Source organism: Paraburkholderia sp. J7 (genome assembly GCF_905220155.1).
Lineage (GTDB): Bacteria > Pseudomonadota > Gammaproteobacteria > Burkholderiales > Burkholderiaceae > Paraburkholderia.
Genome location: NZ_CAJMYZ010000090.1, coordinates 1 through 563 on the forward strand (window position 1 = coordinate 1; position 563 = coordinate 563).

Consider the following 563-nt stretch of genomic DNA (forward strand, 5'->3'; position numbering starts at 1 on the left):
TTCTTCGCGCCGGAAATGGGCGGCTACTTCCTCGAGGCGAATAACTTCGTGCCGGCCAACTCGCTGCAAACGCCGCCCGAAATCGCGCCGGTCTGGTACTTCACGGCGTTCTACGCGATGCTGCGTGCCACCACCGACCCGTTCAAGATCGTGCTGATGATCGTGATCGCGCTGCTCGGCCTGCTCGCGCTCGTGCGCGCCCGCGGCAAATGGCGCGCCGGGCTGCCGGTGCTGGCGGTGCTCGTGATCCTCGCCATGTACTTCACCGAGTCGAAGTTCTGGGGCGTGGTGGTCATGGGCACGGCGGTGGTCTCGCTCTTCTTCCTGCCGTGGCTCGATCGCTCGCCGGTGAAATCGATCCGCTACCGGCCGTTCTTCCACAAGGTGTTTCTCGGCATCTTCGTGCTGGCGTTCCTGACGCTCGCGTTCCTTGGCACGAAACCGCCATCGCCGGCGGCCACGCTGATCGCCCAGATCTGCGCGCTCGTCTATTTCGCCTTCTTCCTCGGCATGCCGTTCTGGACGCCGCTTGGCACGTTCAAGCAGCCGCCCGAACGCGTGCG

1 pseudogene is annotated in these 563 nt (G+C 64.8%); it reads left to right on the forward strand.

The annotated features are described in order from the left end of the window. Positions 1-563: pseudogene (locus U5A58_RS40455) on the forward strand (cytochrome bc complex cytochrome b subunit); the annotation flags it as partial.